Raw genomic sequence first — 22,235 nt, 5'->3', positions numbered from 1 at the left:
AAAAACTAATGTTTTAGTTTATTTGTATATGCGCACTAAATCATTAGTTACTTACCTAACTCTTTTGTTGATCACCCTCTCCTGCGATATGTCGGCTACGAGAGAAGAAGCAGATGAGTACCTTCAACAAGGAATGTACGAAGCAGCCGTTGCAACTTATGATCGGGTGATAAGGCTTGAGCCGGAAGATGCTTTTTCGATCTTTAACCGTGCCACTGCCAAAGAAAAATTAGGCCTGTACGATGAAGCCTATGACGATTACACACTTCTGGTGAATCGTCAGAAAAACACCCGCCTGAGTATGCTTGGCCGTTCCAGATGCCTGTTTGAAATGGAGAAATATGAGTATGTAGTATTCGATATGAACACCTTGCTTAAAGGAGATCCGAACAATATGGAGGCCCTGGAGTTGAGAGGGCGCTCGTATGTAAAGTTGGGTAAAAACCGTAGCGCCATTGCCGATTTAACCAGGGTAATTGATGAGGATCCACAAAACGTACAGGCCATTATTAGCCGGGGAGCTGCCTATGCCCGAGGTTCTGCAGGCAGTGCTGCCATTGTAGATTTTGACCGTGCCATTCGGCTGGACCCAACCTTGCCCATACCCTATTTTAATAAAGCCATGGTATTTTTTGTCTATGAAAATTACGAAGCTGCCATAGAAACTTTTAATAAAGCCATTGAACTTAACCCAAAATATGCCGAGGCCTACACACGAAGAGGTATGGCCAAATATCAGTCGAAAAAGTATGGTTTGACAGGAGCCTGTGAAGACTTTAAGATGGGCGATGAGCTAAAAGACCCGCTGGCTACCGAATATATAAATGAGTATTGCAAATAATGTCCGGATGGGCTATTCTCGAAAAAAAAGCGAGATATGCTCAAAAGACTACTCAGAACCGGCAAACACTCTGCCTCAATAAACATTGGTCTACTCCTCTTTAGAGTGGGTGCTTCGGCCATGATGATTACCCACGGATGGGGTAAGTTTGAACGTGTAATTAATGGAGATTTTCGCTTTGGAGACCCGCTAGGCATAGGCGTGGAGGCTTCTTTAATTTTGGCCGCCTTTGCCGAATTTGTATGCTCCGTTTTGGTGATACTCGGCCTAACTACACGGCTAGCGACAATTCCGCTAATCGTTACCATGCTGGTGGCCTGGCAAGTGGCTCATGCCGATGACCCGTTTAGCTCTCAGGAGAAAGCGGTCTTTTACCTACTTTCCTTTCTAACCATTCTCATTACAGGCCCCGGGAAGTACTCTCTGGATCAGAAGATTTTTGGGAAATAGCCAGTTCTTCGTCAATCAGGGCCAGGGTTTCACGAATATCTTCGAGCACCTGCTCAAAGCTGTATTTGGTACTGGCCTTGTAAGATGCCCCAAACTGTATCAGATGTTTGAACTTATCGGCCTGCACTGCCCGAAGAAACTCTCTTTGAGTGCTTGCTGCTGCACGCCCGTACTGAAAGCCTAAGACAAAGGGAAACTGTTCTTCTACATACGAAATCATCTTTAGCCTCACATGCTCAGAGTCTATGTCAGTCCAGGTATTTACCAACTCAAAACCATTTTCATATAAGCCGATAATCTTAGTGGTTAGGGAGTCGTTGCCGATGATTCGTGTAGAACCCACACTCTTCATTTCCTGATAGGTAATGTCGTTACTGCTGAACGGTACGTAGTTGAGCAAAGAAACCACCCATACCACCGTGGAGTCGGAATATTCTGCAGGGGTATTAACGAGCAGCTTTTGAGCATTTTTCAGCTGACCTTCCAACTGCTTAATGCCTTGGTGCAGAATGGTACTATCTACTACCAAATTGGCCTTAAAGCTCTTAAGCAAGTCTTTTTGTTGCCGTTGCTCCTGCTTGTTTACTCTAAATTCATTGAGTGCAAACGAGACCGTTATGCCAATTATTAGTATAAGTAGTTCGGCCAAAAAATAACGAAACTTCTTAAAGCTGCTTTCCTTTTTCATGGGTGGTTGTGGTTAACTAAAGCTAACAAACATATTGGAAACTTGCTTTTTTTGTGTTTCGGTCAATTAGAGGATTAGGTATTTTTATTTTCACCTTTTGGTAACTTAGTTAAGTCTTCTGTGGTAGACTTTCATGCCTGACCCACATTGGTGTCTTCGCCATTGGCTATTTGCGGCTAGCGGCAGGTACAATGGGGCTACGTTCAGATGATCTAAGTAGGCAAATCCATTACCTTTTTTAACGAATAGCTTATGTACCTTCCTCAGGCCTGGTCTCCCATCCAAAAAGTAAGCTTTAGGTTTACTTTTATCTTCTTTTTGCTCTTTATTCTGCCCTTTCCCTTTTCTGCTATACTGGGCTTTTTCAATGAGTTTACACTCGCACAGGCCTTTTCAGACTTCTGGACCTGGTGTGCCGAACAGGTGGCTACCTCCTTGCTAGGCATGGAAGGCCTACCCGATGGCAGCCCCGGCAGCGGAGACAGAACCGAAAACTGGATTCAATACGGCCTTTTTCTATTATTGGCTATTGTGGGCACCCTTGTATGGAGCCTTGCCGATAGGAACAGAAAGAACTACTACCGTCTTTGGAGGGTGTTTGTAATGGTGGTGGTCTATTATTTAGTCTATTTTATGGCCATTTACGGATTCATTAAGGTGTTTTATCTGCAAATGCCCGAATTGAGAATTGACAGATTGCTGCGCACCTATGGTCAGTCATCTCCCATGGGGCTTTTATGGACCTTCATGGGGGCCTCCAAAACCTACTCGGTATATGCAGGGCTGAGCGAGGTTATAGCCGGCACCTTACTAATCTTTAGACGCACCCGAACCTTGGGCGGACTGGTAACCTTTGGCGTAATGTTCAATGTGTTTATGCTCAACATGGCCTATGATGTGCCGGTAAAGCTTTTTTCTGCCCAGCTAATGCTCATGGGGCTTTATATCGCTCTTATAGATTATAAAGCCATTTTGGGCGTATTCATTTGGCAAAAGCCTCAAGCTGTTACACCCTGGCCTCCTTTCTTTAAGTCGGCTCAGAAACAATTGGGGCTACTCATTGTTCAGGTGCTCTTTATTGGCTACATCTATTATGAGCGAATTGAAGCGGGGATTTCCGGGAGGTCGCAATACGGAGAACTCAGGCCTAAATCGGCCCTATACGGACTTTACGATGTAATTACCTTTGTTAAGAATGGCGACACCATACCTCCACTTCTTACCGATGATGAGCGTTGGCAGCGAATGATCTTTGAAAGCCCGCAGAATACCATGGTAATGTATATGGACGACAGAACCCGCTTCTACAGCTCGGCCATAGACACTACCACCCAAACCATTACCATTTCTATTGGAGCCGACTCGCTGCGCAAAGACTATCCGCTGCGCTATGAAAAGCTCAACGATGGCTTGCAGATACGCGGTGTTCTGGAGCAAGACAGCTTGTTTTTACAGCTTAAAACCTACGATCTCTCACGGTTCTATTTAACCAACCGTGGGTTCAACTGGGTCAATGAGGTGCCCTGGCATCGCTATGACCCTACACCAAAAAGCAATTGGTAGCCAAGGGCCAATGCCTCACCATGCTCGCTTTGTCAGGGTTCTAATTAAGATTAGAGTGGAAGCTTATTCGATTTTTTCACCTCAGACATAACAAAAGAACTCTGAACATTGCCTATGTTATCGAGTTCGGCCAGTTTTTGTGAAACAAAACTTCTGTAGGCTTCCATGTTATGTACCGCCACTTTAAGCAGATAATCGAAACGCCCACCAATATGGTAACACTCTATAACCTCTTCCAGAGCCATCACATCCTTTTCAAACTGCTCAATGAATTCCTTTTGATGATCTTTGAGCGAAACACTACAGAAAACCTCAAGCCCTAGTCCCACTTTCCGACTGTTCAAAATGGCCGAGTAATGAGAAATAAAACCTTCTCTTTCCAATTTTTTGATTCGCTCATGAACAGGAGTAATGGTGAGCCCCAAGCGTGCAGCCAGCTCCTTGTTGGTAAGCTTGGCGTTAAGTTGCAACGCCTTTAATATTTCCCTATCGATAGCATCCATAAAGATTTTTTTTCTTTTGAGGCACCTATTCCAAGCCTCATCAAGTAAATATTTCTTAAATGGAAATATAAATAAGATATATTTTCTGATCAATTGACATCAAAAAGATTTTTGATCTATTTTCTATTTCAAACTATGGAAATGGAACAACCCGAACTACGCATGAGGCCCGAGAGCCTCATGATGTCTTATGGCTATAAGCCGGCCCTTTCTGAAGGAGCCATTAAATGCCCGATTTTTCAAACCAGTACTTTTGTTTTTAAGAATGCCGAAGAAGGCAAGTCGTTTTTCGAAGTAGCCTATGGCCTTCGAGAGAAAGGAGAGTCGGAGGAACTGGGACTTATTTATAGCCGACTGAACAATCCGGACCTGGAAATTTTAGAGAACCGGCTCACGCTGTGGGATAAAGCAGAAGATTGTGCCGTTTTTGAAAGTGGCATGTCGGCCATTACCACTGTACTGCTGGGCTTCCTGAGCCCTGGCGATGCCTTACTCTACAGCAAACCTGTTTATGGTGGAACCAGCCATTTTATAGAAGAAATATTAACCCGTTTTGGCATAGAAATCATCGGCTTCGATGCACACCAGCAAGAAGAAGAGATAATGAAAGCCATAAGCGACAGGGGACTGGCCTCCAAACTCAAGATGATCTTTGTGGAAACTCCGGCCAACCCCACCAATGCGCTGATCGACCTGGCCATGTGTAAACGAATTTCCAACGCTCTGGCCTCTGAAGATAACCAGCCTTTGATTGCTGTTGACAATACTTACATGGGGCCGCTTTGGCAACACCCGCTGCAACACGGAGCAGATTTTGTTCTCTACTCGGCCACCAAGTACATAGGCGGCCACAGCGATGTAATAGCAGGAGCTTGCCTGGGCTCTAAAGCTTTAATTGCTGAAGTAAAAGCCATGCGGACTTTTCTGGGTAATATGGCCGGACCATGGACAGGGTGGCTACTAATGCGAAGCCTTGAAACACTCAAAGCCCGAATGGACCTGCAACAACAAAATGCCATAGAGGTAGCCGAATTTCTGACGAAACACCCTAAGGTAGAGAGGGTTTATTACCTCGGTTCTATAGAAGACAAGAACCAAAAGCGAATTTTCGAGCAACAGTGCGAAGGAACTGGCGCTATGGTCTCTTTCGATATTAAAGGAGGAGAGAAAGAGGCATTCCGCTTTCTCAACAACCTTAAGCTTATGAAATTGGCCGTAAGTCTTGGCAGCACAGAATCACTGGCAGAGCATCCTGCCTCAATGACTCATGCCGGAGTACCCATTGAAGACAGAATAAAATCGAACATTACCGATGCGCTGGTAAGGCTTTCCATTGGAGTTGAAAATATCGAAGACCTCAAATGGGATATTGACCAGGCATTGGCGGCTGTCTAAAATACTAGTCTGATCCAGAGGGTGTCTTATGGGTTTCTAAGCTTATGCATCTGTGCCTACCAATTGGTTAAAGGCCCAGGCGGTTAATAAGCTGATCCTGGAGGCACCCTCCACTTTCTTCTTATGCCACTCTCGCTAAAAAAGAATCAAGAGTCGATAAGCTTTACCCTGCGTATCCATCGGTTCACTACATAAATTTCCCTCTTCATTCAAACTATTTTGATTTTTTAAACATCTGTTAATTATATTCGTCAGATATATTTTAAACAAATGTTAACAATATGAGCGATTACTCTTTGGGTACCCTGGAAGAAACCATTCTCATTATTCTGCTCATGCAGGAGGAGAGCCACGGTGTAGAGATTGCCAAAGTATATGAAGAACACATGAAACAAGCCATCTCTTTACCGGCCATTCACATGGTGCTTAAGCGCATGGAAAAAAAAGGACTGGTTAAATCAAGCTTTGGCGAACCCACCCCGGAACGGGGAGGAAAACGCAAAAAGCTCTACCGAGCCACGCCCACCGGCTACAAAGTAGCTCACGAAATTCAGGAAAGAAGAACACAAATGTGGTCTCAGGTTCCCAAAGCCTCTTTCAATTATGGCATTGCCTAAACCTCCACAGTGGGCCGTTAGGCTGTTGCAGCGCATTTGCCCAACCGAGGTGCTCGAAGAGGTAGAAGGCGACCTGCATGAGGCTTTTGTGTGGCGCCATGAAACGCGGGGGTCTGCCTACGCCAAAAGAAAATACATCTGGGAAGTCTTCAAAAGCTTCCACCAAGTAAAAATTAAGGTCAAAACTCAACATTCAGGAATCATGCTACTTCACAATTACTTCAAAACGGGGCTTCGTTTTTTATGGAAAACCAGAGGCTACTCTACACTCAACATTCTAGGGCTGGCCATAGGCATAGCCATCAGCTGGCTGGCTTTTGTCTTTGTAACAGACGAATACTCCTTTGATGGGTTTTATGAAAAAGCAGACCGGACATATCGCATTAAGGCTTCCATGGGTTTTGGCGACAAGCCCAGCGTTTTTGCAGGCTCTTCCTATCTTATGGGTGAAGAGTTGCCTCGACAGATAGCAGGAATTGAACTTTCGAGCAGGTACAAAAGCGGCTTCTTTCTGGGTAAAATCGACAGGGAGTTCATTAACCAGGTAACACACTATGCCGATGGTGACTTCTTTGACATATTTGATGTAAACTTCTTAATTGGCGGAGCAGGCACCTTCAATGACCCTTCGACAGTGGTTATATCCGAAAGCACCGCCCTGCGCTACGGCATTCCTGCCGACCTGAGTTCGGATGAAATTACCTTAGTGTTAGACAACGAGGAAGCACGCTTTAAGGTGATTGGTATATACCGCGACTTTCCTGGCAACACCTCTATACGGCCCGAAATACTGATGCCTTTCAGCCTGTGGGCACAGGCCAATCAAAGACGCACAACCATTTGGTTCGACATTAATATGAATTGTTTTTTCACTCTGGCTGAAGGGGTTTCGGTGAATGAAGTAGAACAACAAATGACCGATATTCTATTGCAGAACGATGAGTTCGAAGCTGACGTGGCTCTGGGGCTTCAGCCACTTACGGACATTCACTTGAACCCGGAACTTCGTACGGGCAATGGCATAAATGCGCGAGGAGATAATCAGATGATACTTATAACGGCCATTATAGGAGCATTTTGCCTGCTAATTGCTTGTGTAAACTACGCCAACTTTGCAGTGGGCAATTACCTTGTTCGGCTCAAAGAAGTAGCCTTGCGCAAAGTTTTTGGTGCTGAGAAAACCGGTATATTCAAACAGTTTGTAGTCGAAGCCTTTACTTCGTCATTCCTGGCCTTGTTTCTTTCGGTGGGCATTATCTATATAATTATGCCGGCCTTTGCCACATATGCCAACAAAAGCTACGAGTTGTCAGTCATTTTCTCCCAAAAATTTCTTCTTGGCGGAGTAGGCATAATGTTGCTCAGCACCGTGCTAGCCGGTTTATATCCAGCCTTACTCCTTTCTCGCTTCAAAACGGTGGCCGGGCTCAAGGGCAAAGCCAGGTTGGGCGGCAGAAATCTGCTTTCTAAAATGCTGGTTACCCTACAGTTTTGCATTGCTGTTTTCTTATTGGCCAGTATGCTCACACTAAACAAGCAGCTTAACTTTTTATTGAACTATGACATTGGCTACAACGGAGAAAACCTGGTACGCATTTTCAGGCCTATTGAGGAGGAGTCTCTGAAAAACACATTTAAGAATCGCTTACTTGGCCTCTCAGGTATACAAAATGTGTCCATAGCCTCCGGCTTCAATGGCACCGACTATCGAACCGATGAGGGTGAGCAGGTTATTGTACGCCATGCCAGGGTTGACACAGACTACCTGGAAACCATGGGCATGGAATTATTGCAAGGCAGAAATTTTGACCCCGGTATAGCCACAGACTTCACCAAGGCCTGCATTGTAAATGAGGCCTTTGTAAAAGCGCGTGGCATGGAAAATGCCGTAGGTACTACCATAAATTTCAGCTATGGCGATTTTAGTAAGCCCACGATTATCGGGGTAGTAAAGAACTTTAATTTCGAATCGCTGCACACTCCCGTTCAACCACTGATACTGTATATGGGCGGCTACCTCACTACTTACGATACGCACGTGAAAGTTGACGCTATGAACCAGGCACTAATGGAGCAGATAGAGGCCATACACAACGAAATGTTTGCTCCTTATCCACTCAACTACACCCTTGTGGAAGATGACATTGCCAATCAGTATGAGCTGGAAACTAACATTCAGAAAGTATCTAGAGGGGGCAGCATTATTGCCATAGTGCTTTCATGCATGGGGCTCATGGGCTTTGTTGGCACTCAGATCAGGCAGCGCCTCAAAGAGGTAAGTATCCGAAAAGTAGTAGGCGCCCGAGCTCGCCAAATATTCGGGCTTTATCTTGGGAAATACCTTCTTCTTTTAATTCTGGGAGTAGTTACGGGCATAAGCGTGGCCTATTGGATTATGCAGGGTTGGTTAAACAATTACCCCGAACATGTTAGTTTCGGAATGGGCATTATGGTTTTCTCCGTATCCAGTGTCTTAGTGGTTGCCATACTCACCATCTACTCACAACTGTTCAAGGCCATGCGGCTCAATCCGGTAAAATACCTGAAAGAAGAATAGGACGAGCGGTGGCACGCAGCGGAGTTTAAACGTATCTGGGCAGCCTTACTCATGACATGGAATATACGCCTTGTCCCCTCACATTTATACTTGTTGGGCTTAAGGTTTCTCTACTTCCTCACTTAGCCTTAACTTTGCGCTATGCAGAACGATCCGGAATTGAATGGCAAATACCTGGGCACCATTACCAAAGACTTTGTGGTGGTGGCCGATACCTTGAAAGAAGCTGCCTATCAGGTGAAAAAAAGAGGCTTTTCGGAGTATCCCATATTTCCGATTTCTAAAGTAGACATTGCCATTGGGCAAAAACTTATTGGCAAAGAAGACCTGGCCATTAACTGGAATTACTACATCACCTATATCGATGAGTTTGTGCAACGCAAGCTTATAGAAGATGCGGAGGCTTTCAAAAAAGCATATAAAAACCCCGATGAGTTTTGTTGTCTTTTTGTGGTGGAGCCCGACTTTACCAACTTTCTTTTTGTGCCTTACCCGGAAGATGACTGATTGAGCAGACACCAGTAAATTTTACCAAACTTAACCTTGCAAATAGCGTTGTCTTAGTATATTGTATCAACGTTATTGCAATGATTCAGCTATTTCACGAGAAAAAAGAAACTGTCCGTAGCCTGCTTAACAAGCTGGTAGAGATAGGGAATAATGTGACCTGGCGAATCAACAACACCTACAGCAATGGCATAGACCAGACTATTCTGGAGATTCAAATCTTTGAAAATAAAATTCAGACAGGGCGTATAGCCTTTCAGCTTGAAGATGGCCATGTGATTAACTATAGATACAAGGAGATGGAAAAACGCATTCCTGTGCAAATAGTAGACATGTTGCTGGATGTAATTGGCTATGAAATGCAGGCTGCCTGATTGCCGGCCAGGTGATCTTCTATATAGGCATTGAAGGCCTCTAACGCAGCTTTGCTCACAAGACCCGGTGAACCCGTACCAATCTGATGATCTCCAAGTTTCACAACCGGTAGAATTTTCTTTGTGGTGCTGGTAATGAATACCTCATCGGCACTTAACAATTCTTTTAGTTTTAAGGGGGCTATTTCTACGGGCCACCTATTTTTAAGAGCTTCGATGGCATGCATTCTGGTAATTCCGCTAAGCACTCCTTCCTGATTGGTTTTGATCACCCCGTCTTTTACCATAAACACATTGCAGCGTGACACTTCCGAAACATACTCTCCCTTGTAATACAACACATCAATATGCCCTTGCTTCTTCCACTCTGGTTGAAGCGCAACAGCGTTGGCATAGTACAAACTCTTAATATGCGGAAAGTCTCGCTCGTATTGGCAAAGCATAAGGCTTACTCCCTGTGCATAAACCGAGGCGTCTAAATCGGCAAAAGGCATATTTAAAATGAGTACCTCCGTAGGTCCCGGTGTAAACCCATCGGTGGAAGGCCCACCGCTCAAGACTATTTTAACCGAAGAATAGGCCATGCCATTTTTCACCAACAGTTGCTTAACGGTCTCGTGGAACTGTTCTTTACTCAAAGGCACCTCGAGGCCTAATCCTGCTGCCGATCGATACAGCCTTTCCAGGTGATCCTCTATAAATATGGGCGAAGAGCCTTTGGCCTTAAAAAATTCAAAAACCCCAAACCCTCTTAAGAAGCCCACATTATCGACCGAAATATGGATGTCTTCTTTATGTAAAAATTCACCGTTGAAATAATGTATTGGCTTCATAAACAAGATTTAATAATTTGAATCGGAATAGCTTCTTAAAGGCCTGAAAGTAAAAAGAAATAGCTCTCCCTAATAGCATTCCAATCAAAATGATATGAGTAAAGATTACTATGAGATATTGGGAATAGGACGGTCGGCCACACAAGAAGATATCAAAAGAGCTTATCGGCAAAAGGCCAAGCACTTCCACCCCGACCTTAATAATTCGGCCAATGCTCAGGCTCGTTTTCAGGAGCTCACTGAAGCACACTCCATTCTCAGTAATGAGGACACTCGCAGGCGATACGACAATGGAGATTTGAACGAGCCGGAAATAACCTTTACCTGGGCTGAGGTACAGGAAATGCTCAGGAGACAGGAAGAAGAGCGGGCCACCAGCTGGGTACAAGACTTGGGCTACTCCGGGCGAAATCGCTACAGCCCAACAGACTACAAGGCCAATGCCCGAACAGCTGCCATCATTAACAGGATTATGATGTTGTTTGCCTTCAGCTTCATCCTGGATTTTTTCATCTTTACCGATGCAGGCTCTGCCCAGGTCATCAATCTGTTTGAACTTGTGAATGTGGAGTACCAAAGCCCAGGTGGCTCACCCGATGCTCCTACCAAACGTATTACAATAAAGGTCTCTGACCCTTCTTTAGCCCCTGCTTTAGGGCAAACGGTTGATTTGCGGAAAAGCCTTTTTTATGGAGTACACAGCTTTAAAACCCCGCAGTCGTCAACATATATTAAATCCATTAACCCACCTCCTGCTATTTACCTGTTCGCACTTTTGGTATTTATTGCCGGGGCACTGGGTAGTTCTCGATGGTTTACCCCTGAGGCCAAGTTCAACGCAGCAATAGTCAGTACTTTCTTTGGCTTAATTGTACTAACCCTCCTACTTCTCAGCTAGATGGTTCCACCCCTGGGCCTTAATGGGTACACGGTTACCATTCTTAGTTACCAGCAAATTACCTTTATCTAAGGCTTGTGCATGGCCAATAAAATGTATGTCAGGATGTTTTTCCAGCTTCTTATGATCTTCTTGTTTTATGGTAAAGAGTAGTTCGTAATCTTCTCCCCCATTCAGCACTGCTGTAATGGGATCGAGGTTAAACTCTACTGCAGTATCATAGGTCTGCTTATCGATTGGCAACTGATCTTCATACAGCGCAAAAGCTACCTGAGAGTGTTTCGAAAGATGGAATACCTCTGACGCCAGCCCGTCAGAAATATCGATCATACTGGTAGGCACTACCCCGGCTTCTTTCAGCTCGTGCACAATGTCCATTCGGGCAACCGGCTTCAATTGACGCTGTACTATATACTGGTATTTATCCAACTGTGGCTGCATTTGCGGGTTGGCCAGGTAGGTTTGTTTTTCTCTTTCCAACACCTGAAGCCCGATATAGGCCGCCCCTAAATCGCCAGTAGCGCAAAGTATATCGTTTTGCCCAGCGCCTTTGCGATAAACCACCTCATTTTTGGCCACTCGCCCCAGTACAGAAATAGAGATAATAAGCCCACTGGTTGATGCGGTGGTGTCTCCTCCTACTATATCTACTTTAAAATCTTTGGCTGCAGCTTTAATACCAGCATACAAAGCCTCTATGGCTTCTAGTGAAAAGCGATTGCTCAAGGCCAGAGACACTGTTATTTGTTCGGGAGTTCCATTCATGGCCGCTATGTCTGAAACATTAACCGCCACCGCCTTATAGCCTAAATGCTGAATGGGTGCATAGGAAAGATCGAAGTGTATACCTTCTACCAGCATATCGGTAGAAAGCAGACTATACTCTTCGCCACGATCCATCACAGCCGCATCGTCTCCAATGCCAAGCACCGAACTTGAATGTTGTCTTTCAATCCCCTCAGCAATTCGGTCGATAAGACCAAACTCTCCCAAATCCGATAGTTCTGTACGCTTTTCTGCCATAGTTTTCTATTCTGGGGCAAAGATACAATTTCAGTTTAGGAGTTTTATGTTTCAGGTTCAAAGTTGGAAATCTGCTCATTTTAAGGGCACAATCCTAAGGCCAGTATTTGGATAGTTCTTATGGAACGGATGGGCCAATCCTTGGGCCAACGCTGCCTGAAAAGTCTTTATAGCTTATGGCAGCCAAGGCACAAAAGTTTTACCTCCCCCAATCTAAAAAAGATGTCCCATGAACTATGAATCATAAACAATGAACTTTGACCTATGAACTACCCAGCATCCTGGCACAGCTCAATCAACACTCCGTTGGTAGTTTTTGGGTGTAGAAAACACACCAGTTTATTGTCTGCTCCGCGCTTGGGTTCCTCATTAAGAAGCGTAAACCCCTCAGCCTCCAATCGCTTCATTTCGGCCCTTATATCTTCCACATCGAAAGCTATATGATGAATACCCTCTCCCTTCTTTTCAATAAAACGGGCTATGGGGCTGTCTGGGCGCGTAGCTTCCAGTAGTTCAATCTTATTTGGACCAACCTGGAAAAAGCTCGTATTGACCCCTTCAGAGGCTACTTCCTCAATCTTATAATGGGCTCGACCAAAGAGCTTCTCAAACAACACATTCGATTCTTCTATGCTCTTTACAGCAATGCCAATGTGTTCTATTTTTCTCATTTCGTAGTTTTTAATCAATTGATTTTCATTGGTTATCTTTGCGGCTGCATGTGAACTTAATCGACCCATGGTTGGTTAAGTTAATCGCTTGAATATAGCGATGAAGCAGCACAATAGACAATAAAAAAATGACTACAGGAACGGATATACACGTAGAAAGCGTAAAGCTTCAAAAAAAGATAGAAAGCCACCTGAGCATAACCGGCAGTGAGCTGAGTTTTGAATTTCAGACGGTTGAGGGTAAGGTAAAACTAGACCTTATTACCATTAACCCCAGGCACAATCAGTCCTTCCTGTTTCACTCTGAAGTTGGAATCGACAAGCTCGATGCACTGAAAAAGATGTATGACTATGTACAGTCTTACAAAGACAAGTATCAGTCGTACACCGTACAGTGGATCGCCAAAGGCGACAATGAGCTACACACTTCTTACTTTAGAGCCAGCAATATGTACGATGCCCTAGACAAACTGTATTATGGCAGAGACATCAATACCATAACCGTTTTTAGTGTAGTTTTAAATCCAGTAGCGTAAGATGATAAAAGTAACCGACATAGCGAGAGAGAAGATTATTGAGCTACGTAAGAAAGAGGGCAAAACCGACAATCATAACATTCGGGTAGCTGTACAAGGAGGAGGATGTTCCGGCCTAATGTATGACCTGGAGTTTGATGCCGAAATCCGTGAAAAGGACGAGGTCTTCGAAGATAAAGGAGTGAAAATTCTGGTAGACAGAAAAAGCTTGCTTTACTTGTTGGGGACAACGTTAGACTTCTCTGACGGATTGAACGGCAAAGGTTTTCAATTCATTAACCCGAACGCTTCCAGAACCTGTGGTTGTGGAGAGAGCTTCTCGGTTTAAGAAGTTAGCATCACCCTGAACCTGTCTGCCGACAGGCAGGCTTGATTCAGAGTCCTATCACTTATATATGCTGAAGTATGTTCAGCTTCACGAAAAAAAATGAATAATGAAGCCACTCATTGAGTGGCTTTTGCTTTTTATGGACATCCAAACCACTCGGAGCGGTCTGACGACTAGGAGTCTCTACCGGCCTTAAGTGCCAATTTGAGGGATTCCCGATCGGAGCCGGGAGTGACAACCAGCTTTTGAAACAGTCTCTAATTTTTTTATGCCAAGTAGGAGATTCTTCAGTCGTGCCGCCTTCAGAATGACGGCCCTAACAGTCAAAACACTAGTATTAGGGTTCAGTAGTCTCTGTGCTAGGTACTTTGTACCCAATACTCAGTACTAATAAGCTCTTACCTCCTTACCCTCCATAAAGTTAACGAAGGCCTTATTTACCACCCGCATACCTCCAGGAGTTGGATAGTTTCCGGTAAAATACCAATCACCCAAATTGTTTGGGCAAGCCTTGTGCAAGTTATCTACCGTTTGATACACTACCTCCAACTCAGCCTTTAAGCCCTCCGGCCTAATGATCTCTGTAATCTTGGCTGAAATCTGCTCATCTGTAAACTGATTGTACAAAGTTTGCACATAGTTTAACTGCTCTTTAGATTCCATATTGGCCAGAATCTGATGGTAGGCATCTTCTAGCAGGTCTTCTTTATAGTGTTCTTTTATGAGCTGAAGCATGGCTCGGAAAGCCACAAACTCCTTAATCTTGCTCATATCAATGCCGTAACAATCGGGATAACGGATTTGTGGTGCCGAAGAAACCACCACAATTTTCTTGGGTTCCAGCTTGTCGAGCATGCGAAGAATACTCTTCTCAAGAGTAGTACCCCTTACAATGGAGTCATCTATAACCACCACCGTATCAATGCCTTTTCTAATCACCTCATAGGTTGTATCATAGACATTGGCCACCATGTCGTCACGGCTTGCATCGTCTGCAATAAAGGTTCTTAGTTTTGCATCTTTGATCACAAGCTTTTCTACCCTGGGCCTAAAACTGAGCATTTGCTCAATATCGTCTAGCGTAGGTTTCTTATCTACAATTACCTCCTTTTGCTTTTGCATGAGGTAATCATCCAACCCTTGCATCATTCCCAAAAACGAGACTTCTGCTGAGTTAGGAATGTATGAAAACACAGTGTTTCTGAGGTCGAAGTTGATTGCCTTCAATATCTGAGGTACCAAAAGGCGCCCCAGTTGTTTTCTTTCCTGATAAATTTCGGGGTCGTTTCCTCTGGAAAAGTAAATCCTCTCGAACGAACAGGCCTTAAGCTCTTGCTGCTTCATAATAGGCACTTCATCCCACTCACCACTTTTGTGAATAATAAGAGCATGCCCGGGCTGTACATCGGTTATCTCATTGTATTTCACGTTGAAAGCGGCCTTGATGGCCTGCTTCTCTGAGGCCACCACTATTACCTCATCGTCTATATACTTATAGGCCGGGCGAATTCCGTTTGGATCGCGCACCACAAAAGAAGCGCCATGCCCCAGCAGCCCCACCATTGCATAACCACCGTCAAAATCTTTGAATGAACGTTTGAGCACACGCTGCAGGTCCATTTCATTTTCAATAATATCGGTAATCTCGTGGTTCTCCTTTTTCTTCTTATACTTATCGAAAATACGCTGGTTCTCTTCGTCAATAAAGTGACCGATCTTTTCCATTACCGTTACGGTATCGGTCTTTTCTTTGGGGTGCTGCCCTAGTCTAAGTAAAATATCGAAGAGTTCGTCAACATTGGTCATGTTGAAGTTTCCGGCCATTACCAGGTTTCGGCTACGCCAGTTGTTCTGCCGCAAAAACGGATGACAGCTCTCTATACTGTTAGTTCCGTGGGTACCATACCTAAGGTGTCCAAGCCACACCTCTCCGGTAAAACCCATGTTGTTTTTAAGCCATTGTGCACTTTTGGGGTTATACCCCTCCTTCTTCTTGGCTTTGGCAAACTTCTTGGCAATTTTGGTAAAGATCTCTTCAACCGGTTCTGAGTTAATGGTTCTGTAACGGCTGATGTATCGTTGGCCGGGTGCAACACCCATTTTAATATTGGCCACCCCTACACCATCCTGGCCACGGTTCGACTGCTTTTTCATCATAATGTAAAGCTTGTTTACCGCGTAGGTTGCCGAACCATACTTATCAATATAGTATTGAAGGGGTTTTCTCAGACGAATGTGGGCTATACCACACTCATGTTTAATGGGCTCTAGCATGTCAACTTCTCAAAGCACAAAATTAATACTATTCAATAGGTCAACAAACCAATCGGACCTAAAGAATAGTAACAACACCGACAACACCAGTAAAGTGCCGGGTATTAATGCTCTAATGGTGTAGGCTCCAGGAGCTACATTGCCCTCTCCTTCTTTAAAAAAGAGCAGGTAGGGAATCTTAATGTAATAGAAAAGTGAAACAACGGTATTGAGAAGCCCCACAAGGAGTACCCAAAGCAAAATAGTGCTCTCTGAGCGACCAAACTCATCATAAACAGCACTAAACAAATAGAGCTTGGCATTGAACCCTACTGTGGGCGGCAGTCCGGTGAGGGCAACCATTACAATAAGCAGCAAAACAGAAACGTATGGTATCTTCTTGCCCATCCCTTTAAGCTGCTCGTACGATGTACTCCCTACTTTATTTTCTACCATTTGAATAAGGTAAAACGCTGCCAAATTCATGAGTAAATAGGCCAGTGCATAAAACACGGTAGCTTCCAGACCGGTACGATTCATAATTGACACTCCGGCCAGTAAAAAAGCAGCATGAGCAATAGAAGAGTAGGCCAGCATTCGTTTAGCGTTGTCTTGCCAAAGTGCGGAAAAGTTACCCACAACCATTCCTCCTATAGAAAGTATTCCCAGCCAGGTTTGCCAGTCGAAGTGGGTTGCACTTGTAGCCGCCACCAGCCTAAGCAATACCAAAAGAGCAGCCAATTTGGGCACTACGGAAAACACAGCAACCGTTGGAAGCGGTGTGGCCCTATACACATCGGGAGCCCACACATGCAGGGGAAAGGCGCCAAGCTTAAAGAGCAAACCACACAGCACCATAAATACAGCAATATTGAGTGGTACCACCGCAGCATAATCAAGACCTATTTTGAAGGAGTCGGAGTTAAGATCGATTGATCCGGTTAGCCCATAAAGCCAACTCATTCCGTACAGCATTACCGCAGAAGCCGCAGCACCATAGAGCAGGTATTTAATGGCCGCTTCCGATTTCTTTTTACCCTTGCCCAAGCCTGTCAATAAATAACTACAGATAGACACCAACTCTACGGCCACATAAATCATCAGCAGGTTGGAGCTCATAACCAGAAGAAACGCCCCAAGAAGCACTCCCAGCAAACACACCAATACTTCGCTGGAATCGAAATAATGCAGACTATCTTTTCGGGAAGTAACAGCCATTAAAAGAGCTACTAAAAGACTGAGCAAGAAGCCGATCTTAAATAAATTAGCTCCGGCAGAATGAGTCACAAGACCTTCGAATAAAGGCAGGGCATTTGCCTCGGGCAAGAAGCTCAATACCTGAAAAACTAGCAAAAAACTAAGCGCAGAAAACAGTATGGCAGCTAGTCCAACAGACTTATTCTTCTGAAAAAGGAGATCATAAACCACCAGCAAAATAATGGTAATTACAATGCCTATTTCGGGCAACATAAAATGAAGCCCTTCTTTTAAGCGCTGAAGTTGCTCAGCAAGTCCTCCCGGGTTTTGCATGCTGGCCACCAGAACAATCATTTAGACCACTCGGTTAGGTGTCCGACAAAAGATTCCACTCCGGTATTGATTAAGTTTAGCAACAAGCCGGGGTATATACCAAAGGCAATGATGAGAACCACCAGCGGAACTAATACCATGTATTCGCGAATGGTCAGGTCTTTAAGCGCAGGCAGCCAATTCTTTTCCTTTACCCAAAACTTACCAAGAAACATCTTCTGGAAGGTCCATAGGTAGTATCCGGCAGCCAAAACCAGTCCCAAAGTAGAAACTATGGCCATCCATGCAGGGATTGCACCGATTACTGCAGAAGACTTAAACGCCCCTATAAACACAAACAACTCCGCTATAAACCCACTAAAGCCCGGCAAACCCAGCGAAGCGAAAAAGGCAATTCCTACAAACACGGTGTAATAAGGCATTTGATGAGCCAAACCTCCGTAATGTTCAATGGTACGGTTATGTGTTCTATCGTAGAGTACCCCGGCAATTAGAAAGAGCATAGAAGAAATGAGTCCATGCGAAAACATCTGATAAATGGCTCCGCTAATTCCCTCGCTGGTCATTGCCGCTAAACCTAAAAGCACAAAACCCATATGAGAAACGGAACTATAAGCTATAAGCTTCTTTAAATCTTTTTGGGCCAAAGCATTCATAGCTCCATAAATAATGGAGAACATACCCAGAAAACCAATGAGCCAGGCGTAATGATAGGCTGCATCAGGAAACATGGCAAAGGCCGTTCTGATCAGGCCATATCCACCCACCTTTAGGAGTACTCCGGCCAGCACCACCGAAATGGGCGTGGGAGCTTCCACGTGAGCATCGGGCAACCAGGTATGAAACGGGAAAGAAGGCAGCTTAATGGCGAACCCAATAAAGATTGCAAGAAAGGCCATCCAGCGGATAGGCTCACCAAACAAAGTACTTAACCCACTGCGCTCCAGCAATGAACCCGGAATGTAATTGGCCGGGTTGGCCATATAAAGCATATTGAAAGATTTGACCAATTGTCCCTCTTCAATTCGTCCCTCAGCCACCAGAGCCTGAACCTCTTCAATGCTTAGCTCTGTGCCGTTAAGGCTCGCCAGCTCGGCCGTTTTCACAGGGTCATACACTGAGTTGTACAGCCCAATCATTACAATGAGTATTAGGATAGATCCTACAAGGGTATAAATGAAAAACTTAATGGCCGCATATTCTCTTCTGGGACCACCCCACAGCCCCACCAAAAAATACATGGGCAAGAGCATAAACTCAAAAAAGAGATAGAACAAAAAGAAGTCTAAAGCCACAAAGCACCCCAACACAGAAGTACTTAGAAGCAAATAAAGCCCAAAATATGCCTTTTGTTTTTCCTTTATCTTCCAGCAGGCTATAGCTCCAATAAACAATACAATAGAGGCCAGCAAAAGCATGGAAATATTCAGGCCGTCTGCCGCCAGCAAATAGTCTACTGAAAAAGTACCGAGCGACCCCAGACTAAGCCTAAACCACTCCACCTTCTCGACCAATTGCAGATTGGCTTCTCCCGATATTTGAGGCACAAGCCCCCCATCGAACATATGCACGGCATATAAGGTAAGTAAGAGTGATAAGCCTGTGGAACCAATAGCCAGCACTTTATACAAATGCTGATAGGCCTTTGGTGTAAGAAGCACTACCAGAGCGCCAACCAGAGGAATAAATACGATATATGATAGTATGTGCTCCATGGGCTAAAGTACTAGCAGCAAAATTAAGGTTAACAAAAATATAAAGGTCACGAGTATTTGCGCCTGAATGTTACCCGATTGGATACTTCGGGTTAATTGCCCAACTTTTCCAATAGAATGAGCTGTAAGATTAACCAGACCATCGACAAACACACGATCGAACCAGCGGGTAAGGTAGGCTATTACCACTTGTAACCTGGCCAACAGATTAACCGCTTCGTCTACAATCCACCTATCGAACCAGGCCACCCCTCTGGCTTTGGCCAAAATACCTTTTAGAATAATCTTCTCGTAGAGGGCGTTGAGATACCAATGATAGAACGACACTTGCCCAAATACACCCACAGGCTCTCTTTTCTCAATAAATGACTTTTGTAGCTTTCCTCCCGGCCTATACACCCAATAAGCCAGCACTAAACCGGCCAAAGCAAGACCAATGGAAACCGCATTGACCAAACCATGTAAAACCTCAAAGGTTTCATGAGGAATATCCAGCAGGCTTTGTGCAGCATACGCGACCGGAACCACATACATTGGAGTAGGCAAAGCCTGCATAAGCCAGGAATTCTCAGGGTTTAAGGTAAACCCAAATGGAATGGAAAGCGATAGCAGGGCAAAAATAACAGCCGGCACAGTAAGCCACCCGTTGCCTTCATGCAGTTCATTTTCCAACTGATTTCTACCCAGTATGCCTGCCAGCCTGAACTCTCCGAAAAACACCAGAAGTATCATTCTAAAGGTATAGAAAGCGGTAAAAACCACTGTCATAAAGGCCAGTACTTCCGGAATGTAAAAGCCTCCGCCTTTCTCATCGGCCCACACTGCCAGGTCGAGCAATATGGCGTCTTTAGACAAAAAACCCGAAAAGCCGGGAAGCCCTACCAACGCCAAGGAGCAAAGCAGGAAGGCAAAAAATGTGACGGGCATTTTTCTACGTAAGCCTCCCATCACACGCATATCCTGGGGGTCAAACTTTTGTCCACCCTTTTCTAGATGGTGCAACTGATGAATAATAATACCGGCACTGAGAAATAGGCCGGCCTTAAAAAAAGCGTGAGTGATTAGGTGGAATATACCGGCACTAAAGGCTCCAACCCCCATGGCTAACACCATGTATCCCAATTGAGAAATAGTACTATAGGCCAACACCTTCTTTATATCGAACTGAGAAAGAGCGGCTATAGCCGCCATAAAAGTAGTTACCGCCCCCACAATAGCCACGACTTCCAGAGCTTGGGCATCCAGCAACACAAAAATTCTGGCCAGCATAAATACTCCGGCTGCTACCATGGTGGCCGCATGAATCAATGCCGAAACAGGGGTTGGTCCCTCCATGGCATCCGGCAACCACACTTGTAGGGGAAATTGAGCCGATTTACCCACTGCTCCACAAAAGAGGGCTATGCCTGCCGCACTCAACCAGCGCCCATCAAGGCTGGCCATTACTTCCTGACCCGCTTTTTTGAACGCTACCACCCAATTGCCGTCTTCAATTTCAGAAATGGCCATTAAACTCTTTACTGCGTCCAAATCCAGGGTCTGAAATTGGGTGTACAAAATCATAAGCCCCGTAATAAAGCCCAGATCGCCAATTCGGTTTAGGATAAAGGCCTTATTGGCCGCTAGGGATGCCGACTTTTTTTCGAACCAAAACCCAATGAGCAAAAAGGATGAAAGCCCCACCAGCTCCCAAAAAATGAACATAAAGAGCAGGTTGTGAAAAAGCACTATGCCCATCATGGAAAACGTGAACAACCCCAAATAGGCAAAATACCGCGGTTTAGAGGGGTCTTCCCTCATGTATTCTATAGAAAACAGGTGCACCAGCAAGGCCACAAAATTGACTATGACAGACATAGCCAAAGCCAACCGGTCTAAAAAGAAGGAATAGGTAAAATCATTGCCTGCTAAACTAAACCATGAACCCCGAATACTGACCGGCTCATCCCATAGTGACAGAGCAAGAAAACCTGCTACTACAAGGTTTAGCCCAATTAGAAAGCTCGAACCATAGGGTGCCTGTTGTTTTAAGAAGGCAGAAATCAGACCTGAAAGCAAAGGCAAAGTCAGCAGAGCCACAACCCATAGGGTGTATTCCGACTGTTCTGGTGCTATGAGGTGGTCTAACTCAATCATCCCTTCATTGATTTTACTCGATCCAGATCGGAGGTCTTGAAGTACTTATATACCTTAACCACAATGGCCAAAGCCACGGCAGCCTCTGCAGCGGCCACAGTAATCACAAACAGACTAAATACCTGCCCTTGAAGAGCCTGCGGGTCGAAGCGGCTAAATGTAACCAGATTCAGGTTGGCTGCATTAAGCATTAACTCAATACCAATGAGCACCATTATGGTGTTTTTCTTGGTGAGTACCACAAACAATCCTGAGCAGAACATAAGCGCTCCCAATACCAGCATTGTGTTAAGCAGCATCGGTTCCCTCCTTTCTGGCATTTCCTGCCACACGAACCGCCCCTATCAGAGCTAACAAAAGCAATATTCCAATCACCTCAAAAGCCAATACATAGTCTGTCATCAGGCTCAGCCCAAAAGAAGACAGTTCTACCTGTTGGGTGTGTTCCTGGTCTACCCACGGTAGCTGGCTAAAGGAACCCTTATGAATAGTTTGTATCAGCAGGCCCAACAGACCTGAGGCCGTTAAAAAACCAAGCAATAGCTGATACCTGCCCGTTTGTACCCGCTGGCCTTTGAGCCTTTGGGTAAACATTACACCAAACACCAATAGAATGAGAATACCTCCTACATAAACCAATATTTGCGTAATGGCTATAAATTCTGCTCCCAAAAAGACAAACAAACCAGCTACTCCTATAAAAGTGAGTATAAGGGCGAATGCCGCATATAATATATTTTTGGTAATGGCCACAAAAAGAACCGAGCAACCTGTGAGCGCAGCAAAGAAGTAAAAAAGTATAGTTTCCAACTCCATA

General features: G+C 44.7%; 22 protein-coding genes. 11 read left to right on the top strand and 11 right to left on the bottom strand.

Annotated features, from left to right (window positions below; translation table 11 throughout):
• Positions 1-28 precede the first annotated feature (28 nt).
• Both B3O12_RS12175 and B3O12_RS12170 read left to right on the top strand, forming a co-directional pair.
• Positions 29-841 (top strand): tetratricopeptide repeat protein, encoded by an 813-nt coding sequence (locus B3O12_RS12175; protein WP_286747162.1) that lies wholly within the window; start codon positions 29-31, stop codon positions 839-841.
• A 36-nt stretch (positions 842-877) separates the two neighbouring features.
• A complete protein-coding gene (locus B3O12_RS12170; protein WP_286756471.1) occupies positions 878-1,291 on the top strand; it encodes a DoxX family protein in 414 nt (137 codons plus the stop codon).
• Here the strand turns inward: B3O12_RS12170 and B3O12_RS12165 are convergent.
• Positions 1,242-1,979 (bottom strand): hypothetical protein, encoded by a 738-nt coding sequence (locus B3O12_RS12165; protein WP_286756470.1) that lies wholly within the window; start codon positions 1,977-1,979, stop codon positions 1,242-1,244. The two genes, B3O12_RS12170 and B3O12_RS12165, sit on opposite strands and share 50 nt — an antisense overlap.
• 252 nt (positions 1,980-2,231) lie before the next feature.
• Here B3O12_RS12165 and B3O12_RS12160 point away from each other — a divergent pair, with 252 nt between their 5' ends.
• Positions 2,232-3,542, top strand: a complete 1,311-nt coding sequence (locus B3O12_RS12160) for a hypothetical protein (protein WP_286756469.1) — start codon at positions 2,232-2,234, stop codon at positions 3,540-3,542.
• Positions 3,543-3,592: 50 nt separating this feature from the next.
• On the opposite strand, the gene B3O12_RS12155 is transcribed toward B3O12_RS12160, so the two are convergent.
• Positions 3,593-4,045 (bottom strand): Lrp/AsnC family transcriptional regulator, encoded by a 453-nt coding sequence (locus B3O12_RS12155; RefSeq protein ID WP_189628305.1) that lies wholly within the window; start codon positions 4,043-4,045, stop codon positions 3,593-3,595.
• A gap of 135 nt (positions 4,046-4,180) precedes the next feature.
• Between B3O12_RS12155 and B3O12_RS12150 the strand changes: the two genes are divergently transcribed.
• The 5 genes from B3O12_RS12150 (at position 4,181) to B3O12_RS12130 (ending at position 9,495) form a co-directional block, all read left to right on the top strand.
• Complete coding sequence (locus B3O12_RS12150) at positions 4,181-5,440, top strand: cystathionine gamma-synthase family protein (protein ID WP_370299794.1); 1,260 nt, start codon at positions 4,181-4,183, stop codon at positions 5,438-5,440.
• Positions 5,441-5,721: 281 nt separating this feature from the next.
• On the top strand, positions 5,722-6,057 hold the full coding sequence (locus tag B3O12_RS12145; RefSeq protein ID WP_189628307.1) for a PadR family transcriptional regulator: 336 nt from the start codon (positions 5,722-5,724) through the stop codon (positions 6,055-6,057).
• Entirely contained in the window at positions 6,044-8,614 is a 2,571-nt protein-coding gene (locus tag B3O12_RS12140) for an ABC transporter permease (RefSeq protein ID WP_286756468.1), read from the top strand. The genes B3O12_RS12145 and B3O12_RS12140 overlap by 14 nt, the downstream gene beginning before the upstream one ends.
• A 141-nt stretch (positions 8,615-8,755) precedes the next feature.
• On the top strand, positions 8,756-9,121 hold the full coding sequence (locus B3O12_RS12135; protein WP_189628309.1) for a hypothetical protein: 366 nt from the start codon (positions 8,756-8,758) through the stop codon (positions 9,119-9,121).
• 80 nt (positions 9,122-9,201) lie between these two features.
• A complete protein-coding gene (locus B3O12_RS12130; RefSeq protein ID WP_189628310.1) occupies positions 9,202-9,495 on the top strand; it encodes a hypothetical protein in 294 nt (97 codons plus the stop codon).
• Here the strand turns inward: B3O12_RS12130 and B3O12_RS12125 are convergent.
• A complete protein-coding gene (locus B3O12_RS12125; protein ID WP_286756466.1) occupies positions 9,474-10,328 on the bottom strand; it encodes an aminotransferase class IV in 855 nt (284 codons plus the stop codon). The two genes, B3O12_RS12130 and B3O12_RS12125, sit on opposite strands and share 22 nt — an antisense overlap.
• 94 nt (positions 10,329-10,422) lie before the next feature.
• Between B3O12_RS12125 and B3O12_RS12120 the strand changes: the two genes are divergently transcribed.
• Positions 10,423-11,226: a J domain-containing protein gene (locus B3O12_RS12120; RefSeq protein WP_286756465.1), complete on the top strand. Its 804-nt coding sequence runs from the start codon at positions 10,423-10,425 to the stop codon at positions 11,224-11,226.
• On the opposite strand, the gene thiL is transcribed toward B3O12_RS12120, so the two are convergent.
• Together thiL and mce are read right to left on the bottom strand one after the other, a co-directional pair.
• Positions 11,212-12,249 carry a thiamine-phosphate kinase gene (gene thiL / locus B3O12_RS12115; RefSeq protein WP_189628313.1) on the bottom strand — a complete coding sequence of 346 codons (1,038 nt, stop codon included), beginning with the start codon at positions 12,247-12,249 and terminating at the stop codon, positions 11,212-11,214. The two genes, B3O12_RS12120 and thiL, sit on opposite strands and share 15 nt — an antisense overlap.
• 269 nt (positions 12,250-12,518) lie before the next feature.
• A complete protein-coding gene (gene mce, locus B3O12_RS12110) occupies positions 12,519-12,920 on the bottom strand; it encodes a methylmalonyl-CoA epimerase (RefSeq protein WP_189628314.1) in 402 nt (133 codons plus the stop codon).
• 128 nt (positions 12,921-13,048) lie between these two features.
• Here mce and B3O12_RS12105 point away from each other — a divergent pair, with 128 nt between their 5' ends.
• Positions 13,049-13,456 carry a hypothetical protein gene (locus tag B3O12_RS12105; RefSeq protein WP_189628315.1) on the top strand — a complete coding sequence of 136 codons (408 nt, stop codon included), beginning with the start codon at positions 13,049-13,051 and terminating at the stop codon, positions 13,454-13,456.
• A gap of 1 nt (position 13,457) precedes the next feature.
• Positions 13,458-13,784: a HesB/IscA family protein gene (locus B3O12_RS12100; protein WP_189628316.1), complete on the top strand. Its 327-nt coding sequence runs from the start codon at positions 13,458-13,460 to the stop codon at positions 13,782-13,784.
• A gap of 387 nt (positions 13,785-14,171) precedes the next feature.
• Here B3O12_RS12100 and B3O12_RS12095 read toward each other — a convergent pair whose 3' ends face one another.
• Genes B3O12_RS12095 through B3O12_RS12070 form a run of 6 tightly spaced genes read right to left on the bottom strand, consistent with a single transcriptional unit; the run spans position 14,172 to position 22,234 of the window.
• Positions 14,172-16,058, bottom strand: a complete 1,887-nt coding sequence (locus B3O12_RS12095; RefSeq protein WP_286747139.1) for an amidophosphoribosyltransferase — start codon at positions 16,056-16,058, stop codon at positions 14,172-14,174.
• A gap of 9 nt (positions 16,059-16,067) precedes the next feature.
• A complete protein-coding gene (locus B3O12_RS12090) occupies positions 16,068-17,588 on the bottom strand; it encodes an NADH-quinone oxidoreductase subunit N (RefSeq protein WP_286756464.1) in 1,521 nt (506 codons plus the stop codon).
• On the bottom strand, positions 17,585-19,282 hold the full coding sequence (locus B3O12_RS12085) for a complex I subunit 4 family protein (RefSeq protein WP_286756463.1): 1,698 nt from the start codon (positions 19,280-19,282) through the stop codon (positions 17,585-17,587). Before B3O12_RS12085 ends, B3O12_RS12090 begins: the two co-directional genes overlap by 4 nt.
• A 3-nt stretch (positions 19,283-19,285) precedes the next feature.
• Positions 19,286-21,418, bottom strand: coding sequence for an NADH-quinone oxidoreductase subunit L (nuoL, locus tag B3O12_RS12080; RefSeq protein ID WP_286756462.1), 2,133 nt, complete (start codon positions 21,416-21,418; stop codon positions 19,286-19,288).
• The gene (nuoK, locus tag B3O12_RS12075; RefSeq protein ID WP_189628321.1) at positions 21,415-21,717 is read right to left on the bottom strand and encodes an NADH-quinone oxidoreductase subunit NuoK; all 303 of its coding nucleotides are present in this window, start codon (positions 21,715-21,717) and stop codon (positions 21,415-21,417) included. The genes nuoL and nuoK overlap by 4 nt, the downstream gene beginning before the upstream one ends.
• On the bottom strand, positions 21,707-22,234 hold the full coding sequence (locus tag B3O12_RS12070; protein ID WP_286756461.1) for an NADH-quinone oxidoreductase subunit J: 528 nt from the start codon (positions 22,232-22,234) through the stop codon (positions 21,707-21,709). Before B3O12_RS12070 ends, nuoK begins: the two co-directional genes overlap by 11 nt.
• Position 22,235: the final 1 nt, after the last annotated feature.

Source organism: Roseivirga sp. UBA838 (assembly GCF_002296035.1).
GTDB lineage: Bacteria > Bacteroidota > Bacteroidia > Cytophagales > Cyclobacteriaceae > Roseivirga > Roseivirga thermotolerans.
Note: the sequence above shows the minus strand (reverse complement) of the source record. Positions and strands in the feature narration are given on the sequence as shown.